The organism is Micromonospora sp. NPDC005161 (assembly GCF_053599855.1).
In genome coordinates this window covers 83,249-92,577 of record NZ_JBSFYQ010000031.1, presented here as the reverse complement: position 1 = coordinate 92,577, position 9,329 = coordinate 83,249, and the positions used below count along the sequence as shown (strand labels likewise).

The following is a 9,329-nucleotide window of genomic DNA, read 5'->3' as shown; positions in this document are numbered from 1 at the left end:
CCGATATGATCCCCGGCCCGGGCGGGTACTGGTTCGGCCCGCCGCGCAGCGCCCCCCCCCCCCCCGCAACCAATACCACCGGCGCACGTGAAGACGCCGCTGACCATCGACAAGACACGCGCAGGCCGACGAGCCAAACGGGCCATCGGCCGAATCAGGGCCGCCGACCGGTAACCCCGTCGGACAGACTCGCCGGTACGCGGCCCCGGCAAACGGGCTCGGCGGTGGTTGCCGCTCAGAGGTCGGTGACGCGGATGCCGGCGTGCGCCTTGTACCGCTTGTTGATGGCGATCAGGTTGGCGGTGAACGCCTCGATCTGGTGGGCGTTGCGCAGCCGGCCGGCGTAGATGCCGCGCATCCCGGGGATCCGGGCGGCGAGCGCGCCGACCACGTCGACCAGCTCGCGGTCCTCGGTGCAGATCAGCACGTCAAGGTCGATGCGGTCGACCTCGGGGTCAGCCAGCAGCGGAGCGCTGACGTGGTTGAACGCCGCGCAGACCCGGGAGTCGGGCAGCAACGCGGCGGCCTGCTGCACGGCGCTGCCCTCGGGGACGGTCAGCGCGTACGGGCCCTGCTTGTCGAAGCCGAGCGGGTTGACGCAGTCGACGACGATCGTGCCGGCGAGCGGCTCGGCGAGAGCGGCGACGGTCGCGGCGTGCCCGTCCCACGGCACGGCGATGATGACCACGTCGCTGCGGCGGGCCACCTCGTCGTTGGCGGCACCCGTGATGCTGGCGTCGGCCGGCATCCGGGGCAGGGCGGCGATCTCGGCGGCGGATTCGGCGGCCCGCTCCACGGACCGGGAGCCGATCAGCACCGTCTGCCCGGCCTGGGCGAACCGGTAGGCGAGGCCCCGCCCCTGGTCGCCGGTGCCACCGATGATGCCGACCGTCAGTCCGGACACGTCGGGCAGCGTGCTCGCGTCGTATGCCATGGGCTCATCCTCGCAAACCGCCCGGTCCGGCAGCAGCGCCAGGCGCTGTGACAATCCCCGCTGCCGCCCGCCGCGGCCGGGTCAGGCCAGCTCGAACAGGACCGAGCGGGCCTCCGGGTCGGCGGTGACCAGCCGGACCCGGACCCGTTCGCCGAGCGGCAACTCACCGAGGCAGCGGGCGCGTACCGGCGGGGCGTCCAGGGCCACCGTTCCGCCGGGCGGTCGGGAGCGGGAGCGGCCGTTCGGTGGGGCGTCCACGTCGAGCACCGCCGCGTCGAAGGTCTCACCCAACCGGTGCGCCAGCAGCACCGCCTCGGCCAGCTCGACGGCACCCCGGCTGGCCGCCGAGGCGGTCCGGTCGGTCGTGGCCATCATCTCGGGCAGTCGGGGCAGCGCGGCGCGCGCCCAGTCGGGCACCGGCCGGCCCGCGTGCAGGGCCAGGCAGACCTCGGTGGCGTACCGGTCGGCCAGGCGCCGCAACGGCGCCGTGACGTGGGCGTACGCGGCGGCCACACCGCCGTGCTCCGGCTGCTCGGGCAGCGTCCCGTCGAACGCGGTGTACGCCGCGCCGCGCATCAGCTCGGCCGCCTGGTCGATGAACGCGGCGGCTCGTGGCTGGGCGGCGTCCAGCCCGGCGATCACCTCGCCCGGGCTGGTGTCGTCCGGCCAGTGGACGCCCAGCGGCGTGGCGGCGGCCCGCAACCGCTGCACCGCCTCCGGCTTCGGCGCTGGCATGGTGCGCAGCAGGCCGATCCGGCCGGCCAGCATGATGTCGGCGGCGGCCATCCCGGTCAGCAGCGAGATCTGCGCGTTGTGCTCCTCCATGGGCACCGGGCCGCGCAGCACCAGCCGCCAGCCGTCGCCGTCGGGCTCCACGTCCTGCTCGGGCAGCGGCAGGTTGATGGCGCCACGACGCAGGCCCCGGGCGGTCAACCGGTCGCCGATCTCGGGCAGCAGCGCGATCGGCTCGGGCAGCCGACCGGCATCGGCCGCGGCCTGCACCCCGGCGTAGTCGAGCTTGGCGCGGCTGCGGACCAGGGCGCGTTCCAGCTCGACAGCCACCGTGCCGCCGTCGGCGTCCAGGTCGATGGTCCAGACGACGGCGGCCCGGTCGTCGTCGGGCAGCAGGCTGGCGGCGCCCTCGCTGAGCGTCAGCGGGTGCAGCGGCACGTGCCCGTCGGGCAGGTAGACGGTCTGCCCCCGCCGCCAGGTCTCCGCCTCCAGCGCGCCGCCCGGGCGGACGTGCGCGGCGACGTCGGCGATCGCGTACCGCACCCGGTAGCCGCCGCCCGGCCGGCGGGCGAGGTGCATCGCCTGGTCCAGGTCCCGCGACGTCGCGGGGTCGACCGTCACGAACGGCACGTCGGTGCGGTCGACAGGCGGCCGCGGCGGTGCGGCGGCCGCCTCGTCGGCCTCCTTCTGGGCGGCGGTCGGAAAGCCCTCGGGCAGGCCGAGCTCGCGGCGCAGCGCGCCGAAGTCGATGCGGGGCGCGAGTACGCGTCGGATGACCACGGGTCAATCCTGACAGCGCCGCCGGTGATCCGCTTCCGGTGACCGGCCGAGATCTCGGAGCGGCGTGTCGGGAAGCGCCCGGTTGGGGCGGCCTACGGTCAGCCGGTCGCCTTCCGGGCGGCGGTCCGGGTGCCACGCGGGGCGGTGGTCCGGGCGGCGACCGGAGGTGCCGGTGACTTGCGGGCGGTCACCTTGCGGGCCGGAGCCTTGGCCGCCACGGTCTTCTTCGCCGGGGCCTTCTTCGCCGCCGCCTTGCGGGTGGTGGTCGACGAGGTGGCGGTCGACTTCGCGGCCGGCGCCTTCTTCGCAGGGGCCTGGCGGGCACCACCGCTCGGGCCGGTGGACGCGGCCTTCTTCGCCGCCGTCTTCTTCGCCGGGGCCTTCTTGGCGGCCGTCTTCTTCGTGGTGGACGCCTTGGTCGCGACCTTGCGCGCCGGCGCCTTCGCCGCGGCGGTGGTCTTCCTGGCCGCCGCCGTGGTGGTCTTCTTCGCGGCGCCGGTCGTCTTCTTCGCGGCGCCGGTGGTCTTCTTCGCGGCGCCGGTCGTCTTCTTCGCGGCGCTGGTCGTCTTCTTCGCCGTACCGGCGGTCTTCCGCGCCGTGCTGGCCGTGGTCTTCTTCGCGGCGGCGGTGGTCTTCTTCGCCGCCGACGCCGGGGCCTTCTTGGCGGCGGTGGTCGTCTTGCGGGTGGCGGTCGAGGCCTTCGCCGGCGCCTTCTTGGCCGCGGTGGTGGTCTTGGTGGCGGCCTTCTTCGCCGGGGCCTTGGCCGCCGTGGTGGTCTTCTTGGCCGGGGCACGTCCCGCCCCGCCGGCCGCCTTGCGGGCCGGCGCCTTCGCCGCAGCCGTCGTGGACTTGCGCACGGGGGTGGTTCGGCTCGCTGCCGTGTTCCGCTCTGCCGCGGCGGTCTTCTTCGCGGTGGTACGCCGGGCGGCCGGGCGGGTGGTGGCCTGCTGTGCTTCGGCCATCGTGGTTCCCTCCTTGGGGACGTGCTCTCGCGTGCGTCCTCGCGGAGCACGAAATACCTCGGCGCGGGCCGTCCCGCGCCGTCTACCTGTCCTCCCCGGCCCACCGGGCGTCCTCGGCGTCCCACGCCTCGTTCCGCTCCTGCACCCGTTGCAGGGCGTTCTCCGCGTCGGCCGCCGAGTCGTACGGGCCGAGAACATGCTTCGCCGGGCACACGTCGGCGCCCGTCTCGACCCGGTGGTGCCGGGTGCACCAGTAGAACTGCCCACCACGTCCGCTGTCGCTCATGGGAATCACTGTGCACCGCGAACCGACCGGCCGCCACCGGATCGCACAAGTAGCCGACCCTCTCCACAGTAGATATGCATTGCGTCTGTCGGGCCAGAACACCAAAAGAAGGCCAGGCCGGGATACTTCGCGCCCACCGCCGGCCGTCGGCTGAACGGCCGGTTCCGGCATACGACGGGCCTGGGGCAGGATCGTCCCCGTGATCAACACGGTGACCGGCACGGGGGCGTGCCCGGGGTGTGGGGCCAAGACCGAGTCCGTACGCGACGCGGTGCCATGGTGCCCACGCTGCGAGTGGAATCTGGACACGTACGACCCGGTGCGGCGCGAACGCGAGTTTGGCTGGACCTGGGTCGACCGGTGGACCTACCGGATGGCGTTCCGGACGACCAGCCGGCAGTTCACCCAGCTGGCCGGGCGACCGCTGGGCGCCAACGGGTCCAACAGCGCCCGGACGCTGACCGCAGTGGCGTCGCTGGCGCTCGTCGCGGCGGTACTCACGCTGGCGGTCACCGGCGCATGGCTGATCGTGGCGTTCCCGTTTCCGAACCTGGCGATCCTGCCGGGTGTAGCGATGGTCGGTCTGGCGGTCGCCCTGCGGCCCCGGTTCGACCGGCTCGACCCGGAACTGGAGGTGCTCTCCCGCGACCGGGCGCCGGAGTTGTTCGCGCTGATCGGCGAGGTGGCCACCGCGATCGGGGCACCGGCGCCGGACGTGGTCGGCGTCGACAGCGACATCAACGCGTACGCGGGAGCGGTCGGCGTGCGGCGCCGGAAGGTGCTCTGCCTCGGACTGCCGTTGTGGGGTTCACTCACCGCCAGCGAGCGGGTGGCGTTGCTCGGTCACGAGCTCGGCCACTTCGTCAACGGTGACCCGCGCCGGGGGCTGCTCACGCAGCCCGCGTTCACCATGCTCCGCTCCGCCGCCGACCTCTTCCGGCCGGTACGAACGAGCGTCGGCGCCGGGCTGGTGGAGATGGTGGGTGACGCGCTGGGCCGGGCGTTCCAGTGGGTGGTGTCCCGGGTGCTGTTCGTCGCCCACCTGCTGTTGGTGAGCATGGCGCTTCGGGACAGCCAACGCGCCGAGTACCTCGCCGACGAACTCGCCGCCCGGGTGGCCGGCTCGACTGCCGCGACCGAGCTGCTCGACGCCCTGCTCGGCGGCGAGTCGATGGCGCTGGCGGTGCGTCGGGAGACCCAGGCGGGACACGGCCCGGACCGGTGGCGTTCGGCGTTGGCTGAGGCCCGCGCCGCGAGCGCCGATCGGCTGCCGCTGCTGCGCCAACTGTCGGTCCGCGACGAGGCGTCGCTGTTCGCCGCCCACCCACCGATCGGACTGCGCCGCCGCATGCTCACCGACCGCCCGTGGCAGGACCCCGCGGTGGTCCTCACCGAGGCCCGCATGGAACGGATCGACGCCGAACTCGCCAGGGAGTACGAGCGCTTCCGCCGTACCGTCAGCTGGTCGGCCTGACGCTGACCTGGCGCGACGGGACGGCGCTGCCCGGTGGTGTCGTGCCTATGATCGCCGGATGGGAACACCGGACTACATCGTGGGGCTGCGCAAGCACGTCGGCCACGACCTGCTCTGGCTGCCCAGCGTCAGCGCGGTGGTCCGCAACGACGCCGGTGAGCTGCTGCTCGGCCAGCGCGCCGACGACGGACGCTGGTCGGTGATCAGCGGGTTCGTCGAGCCGGGCGAGCAGCCGGCCACCGCGCTGGTCCGCGAGGTGCGGGAGGAGACCGGCCTGGACGTGGTGCCGGTACGGCTGTCCAGCGCCGTCTCGCACCCGCACACCTACCCCAACGGGGACCGGTGCGAATACCTCAACCTGGGCTTCCTCTGCCGACTGGTGGCCGGCACCGCCCGGGTCAACGACGATGAGTCGCTGGCCGTGCGGTGGTTTCCGTTGGACCGGCTGCCCGAGTTGGACAAGCACGCCCTGCTGGTCATCGCCTACGCGCTGCGCGAGAACCAGTCGGCCGGGTACCTGGAGCCGGGCACGACGTGGGACGACGTGCCCGACTGAGCTGCGCGGATCAGACCGACGACGGGGTCGGTGTCGGCGCGACGGCGGCGGGCGCCGACCGGGCCGCCCGGATGGCGTACGCGAGCGCGTAGGGCGTGCACGCCAGGTAGAGCATGGGTTCCACCTGCACCTGGTAGGTGATCAGCTGGAAGATCTCCACTGAGATGGGCCCGGGTGGGCCGACGTTCCAGTCCGTCCAGGCGGCGAAGAGCCACAGCGGCGCGGAGAACCAGTCGACGCTGTCCGGTGACAGCGCACCGCTGAGCGGGCCAGCACCGCTGCCCGCCGGCATGATGTCGACAACGACGCGGATCACCGCGAGGTCGGCCGCTGCGAGCGCGCCGAGGACGCCCAGCCACCAGGCTCCGCGGAGCCGGTTCCGGGCGGCGAGGCTCGCGGCGGCCCAGAGAGCCAGCGTCATGCCGACCAGCCAGAACAACAGACCGGGTACGGCGCGGGCCAGGTCGTCCGGGTAGATGACGTACAGGAGCGGGACCGCGACCGCACCGATGGGGAGCACCACGCCGAGCGCGATGCGCAGCGGGCCGTCGAGTGCGGTGTGCCGGGCCCATCGGGCGGCGTACGCCGCCAGCAGCACCGCCAACCCGACGGTGAGCGCCGTCCAGATCGGTTTCTGCGACCGCTCCGACCAGCCCACTCCCGTCAGCCCGACCTCGATCGGGTACACGGCGAAGGCGCCGCCGACCACGATCCCGACGCAGGCGATCGGGGACAGCAGCAACGCGGCCACCGTACGGCGGGCCCGACCGCGCATCAGGCTGCGATCGACGAGCGCGGCACCGGCGCGGCTGACGGCGAGGCTCACCGCGAAACCGACCATCTTCGTCCAGCGACCGCTCTCGGCGAGGACGTGCAACTCGGCGGCCCACTCACGGCGCAGGTCGTCGCGGACGTCGGCCGGCCAGCGGCGCGCGGCCATCTCCAGCAGCAATTCGGCGGCCCGGCGGGTCACCACGCTGGCGCCCCGGTGGGCTCGGTGCCGCCCCACGAGGGACGGCCGTCGGGGATCGCGGCGCGCAGGTCGGCGAGCGCCCGCCGGGCCTGCGCCACCCCTTCGGCCGTCAGGCGGTAGTAGCGGCGGGCCGGCCGGCCGGCCGCGACGGGGTCGATCGCCTCCCAGTCGGCGGCCAGCCAGCCGGCCCCTCTCAGCCGGTGCAGCACCGGGTAGAGGGTGCCGCTGGGCAGGCCGGTCAATCGCATCAGGTCCAGCCCGTAGCGCTGCGCGTCGGGCTCGGCGAGCAGCGCCGCGAGCACCTTGGCGACCGGAATGGTGATCCGCATCCGACCACTGTATCGGGTCTCTACATAGGGGTGGGTACCCGTTCGACGGGAATCCACAACTCGGCGTCCGCCTCGGTGCCGTCCGCGGACACCCGGACCCGGGAGATCTCCGGTCCAGGTCGGCTGCGGTACGGGTTGGACGGAAACCACTGCGTGAACACGTCCCGCCACAGGTACTGCACCGCCTGCGGAAACGCCCCGGAGGTGGTGAACACCGCCCACGTCCCGGCCGAAACCGGCAGCGCGTCCAGGTCGTCCGGCGGTGCGGCTCCGGTGACCACCCCGTGCCAGTAGTCCAGCTCGGTGCCCTCCGCCCGACTGCCGGCGAGGTTGTCACTGACGTTGACGATCCCGCTCGGCTCCTGATCGGAGAGCGCCTCGATCCGCCCGGTCGTCTCCTTGTCGATGCCCCGGATGAACGCGACGATCGCCGGGTTCATCCCCTCGTGCACCAGCGGGACTCGGGCCTTACGCCCCACCAGTGTGAACGCGTCCTTACCGACGATTCGGTACTCCATGCTGCCGCTCCCTTCGACGGTGAGACGGAAGGACATCCGGGGCTGGGCACGCAGCGCTGCCCCCGTACGCCGAGCCTCTCCGGGACCCACGCCGTGCACGGCGTGGAACGCCCGGGCGAACGCCTCGGCCGAGCCGTAGCCGTAGTGCACGGCGACGTCGAGCAGCGTGCGCTCCCCCGCCAGGACGTCCGCGCCGGCGACGGTGAGCCGACGACGACGGATGTACTCCGACAGCGGGATGCCGGCCAGCGCGGAGAACAACCGCCGGAAGTGGTACTCCGACGTGAGTGCGATCCGCGCCAGCTCGGCCACCTCGATCCGCTGGTCGAGGTGCCGCTCGATGTACGCCATGGCCTCGTTGAGCCGCTCCAGCACCCGGGCCTCCTTCCCTTTCGAGCACTGACGCTAGGTCGCGGGGCAGATGCCGCACCCGACATCCGGTGCCCGCAACGGTCGGGTCTGCCCCCGGTCGCCGCCTCGGCGTGCACCGCCGATGTCGTAGCCTGGCGGACTTTGCTTCTCAAGGAGGTTGACGTGGCCGAGTATCCGCAGGACGTCGTTCAGCGCTTCCACGGCACCCCCGAGCATCAGGTGGACGCCGGCTTGGTGGGCGAGCCGCCCCGCACCTGGGGGTCCGTCGTCATCAAGGAGTACGACCCGACCTGGGCGCAGCGGTTCGCCACCGTCCACGCGTCGCTCTCCACGGCGTTGGGAAATCTGATCATCGGTGTGGAGCACGTCGGGTCCACCGCGGTGCCGGGACTGGCGGCCAAGCCCGTCATCGACATCGACCTCACGATCGAGGACACAGCGGAGGAGTCCACCTATCTCCCCGCCCTGGAACGGCTCGGATACCGACTCGTCCTCCGGGAGCCCTGGTGGCACGGACACCGGATGCTCCTCAGCTCCGCCGAGGACGTCAACCTGCACGTCTGGCCGCGGGCCGCACCCGAACCCGTCCGGCATCGGCTCTTTCGCGACTGGCTGCGCTCGCATCCGCAGGACCGGGAGCTGTACGCCGCTACCAAGCGGCGCCTCGCGCGGGACACCGCGCACCGGCCTCGCGACTACAGCCTGGCGAAGAACCCAATCATCGACGAGATCTACGCGCGCATCTTCGCCAGTCAGGAACAGCCGAAGCGGTAGTCGGGGTCAGCGAGTCGGCTGCCGCATGATCCAGGTGGGGACGGGCTCCGAGAGGGAGTCCACCACCTCCCAGCCGGCGCGGCGATACAGCTCGACGTTGGCCGGGTTGCTGGTCTCCAGGATCGCCGGCAGACCGTCGGCGGCGGCGCGATCCAGCCCGGCCCTCATGACGGCGCGCCCCCAACCGCGTCCGGCGCTGTCGGGGTGCGTGCCCAGGACGCCGAGATACCAGAACGGGAACGCCGGCACGGCGGCATGCACGGCCTTGTCATAGCCCTGAACGCGGGCCAGCACGTCGGCGGGGAAATGAGCGGCGAACCCGCTGGCCGGCGATCCGTGCCCGGGGGTCGACAGCTCGGCCGGCGGCGCGGTCGACAGTTCAGCCGGCGGCTCCCAGATGGCGACCGAGGCACCCCCGCCGATCGTCCAGATCGACGACCTGTGCACCCGCTTGTCGAAGAGATGCCCGAAGAAGGCGGCGGCGTGCCGCGGGTAGGTGTCCTCGTCCGGGAACAGGTACCGCAGCACCGGATCCTTGACGAACGCGGCGACCAGTGAACCGACCACCGCGTCGCGGTCCGCTGAGGTGGCGATGGTGATCTCGGGCGCTGTCACAGCAGTCGACACTATCCCGCCGGT

At 72.8% G+C, this 9,329-nt stretch carries 11 protein-coding genes; 3 read left to right on the top strand and 8 right to left on the bottom strand.

Features of this window, described 5'->3' with window-relative positions:
• Positions 1–235: 235 nt before the first annotated feature.
• The 4 genes from npdG to ACWD5O_RS26015 form a co-directional block, all read right to left on the bottom strand.
• Entirely contained in the window at positions 236–934 is a 699-nt protein-coding gene (gene npdG, locus ACWD5O_RS26030) for an NADPH-dependent F420 reductase (RefSeq protein ID WP_450086832.1), read from the bottom strand.
• A gap of 81 nt (positions 935–1,015) precedes the next feature.
• Positions 1,016–2,446, bottom strand: a complete 1,431-nt coding sequence (locus tag ACWD5O_RS26025) for an RNB domain-containing ribonuclease (protein ID WP_450086831.1) — start codon at positions 2,444–2,446, stop codon at positions 1,016–1,018.
• Between the two features lie 98 nt (positions 2,447–2,544).
• Positions 2,545–3,408 carry a histone gene (locus tag ACWD5O_RS26020; RefSeq protein ID WP_450086830.1) on the bottom strand — a complete coding sequence of 288 codons (864 nt, stop codon included), beginning with the start codon at positions 3,406–3,408 and terminating at the stop codon, positions 2,545–2,547.
• An 82-nt stretch (positions 3,409–3,490) separates the two neighbouring features.
• On the bottom strand, positions 3,491–3,694 hold the full coding sequence (locus tag ACWD5O_RS26015; protein ID WP_354968521.1) for a hypothetical protein: 204 nt from the start codon (positions 3,692–3,694) through the stop codon (positions 3,491–3,493).
• Positions 3,695–3,893: 199 nt separating this feature from the next.
• Between ACWD5O_RS26015 and ACWD5O_RS26010 the strand changes: the two genes are divergently transcribed.
• Both ACWD5O_RS26010 and ACWD5O_RS26005 read left to right on the top strand, forming a co-directional pair.
• Entirely contained in the window at positions 3,894–5,168 is a 1,275-nt protein-coding gene (locus ACWD5O_RS26010) for a M48 family metalloprotease (protein WP_450086829.1), read from the top strand.
• Between the two features lie 58 nt (positions 5,169–5,226).
• Positions 5,227–5,724, top strand: a complete 498-nt coding sequence (locus tag ACWD5O_RS26005; RefSeq protein WP_354968519.1) for an NUDIX hydrolase — start codon at positions 5,227–5,229, stop codon at positions 5,722–5,724.
• 10 nt (positions 5,725–5,734) lie between these two features.
• Here ACWD5O_RS26005 and ACWD5O_RS26000 read toward each other — a convergent pair whose 3' ends face one another.
• From ACWD5O_RS26000 to ACWD5O_RS25990, 3 genes are read right to left on the bottom strand one after another with little or no spacing between them, the layout of a single operon-like run.
• Positions 5,735–6,700 carry a hypothetical protein gene (locus ACWD5O_RS26000; RefSeq protein WP_450086828.1) on the bottom strand — a complete coding sequence of 322 codons (966 nt, stop codon included), beginning with the start codon at positions 6,698–6,700 and terminating at the stop codon, positions 5,735–5,737.
• Positions 6,694–7,026 (bottom strand): PadR family transcriptional regulator, encoded by a 333-nt coding sequence (locus ACWD5O_RS25995; protein ID WP_354968517.1) that lies wholly within the window; start codon positions 7,024–7,026, stop codon positions 6,694–6,696. The genes ACWD5O_RS26000 and ACWD5O_RS25995 overlap by 7 nt, the downstream gene beginning before the upstream one ends.
• A 20-nt stretch (positions 7,027–7,046) precedes the next feature.
• Positions 7,047–7,919 (bottom strand): GyrI-like domain-containing protein, encoded by an 873-nt coding sequence (locus ACWD5O_RS25990; protein ID WP_450086827.1) that lies wholly within the window; start codon positions 7,917–7,919, stop codon positions 7,047–7,049.
• Positions 7,920–8,078: 159 nt separating this feature from the next.
• Here ACWD5O_RS25990 and ACWD5O_RS25985 point away from each other — a divergent pair, with 159 nt between their 5' ends.
• Entirely contained in the window at positions 8,079–8,690 is a 612-nt protein-coding gene (locus tag ACWD5O_RS25985) for a GrpB family protein (RefSeq protein ID WP_450086826.1), read from the top strand.
• Positions 8,691–8,696: 6 nt separating this feature from the next.
• On the opposite strand, the gene ACWD5O_RS25980 is transcribed toward ACWD5O_RS25985, so the two are convergent.
• The gene (locus tag ACWD5O_RS25980; protein WP_450086825.1) at positions 8,697–9,305 is read right to left on the bottom strand and encodes a GNAT family N-acetyltransferase; all 609 of its coding nucleotides are present in this window, start codon (positions 9,303–9,305) and stop codon (positions 8,697–8,699) included.
• Positions 9,306–9,329: the final 24 nt, after the last annotated feature.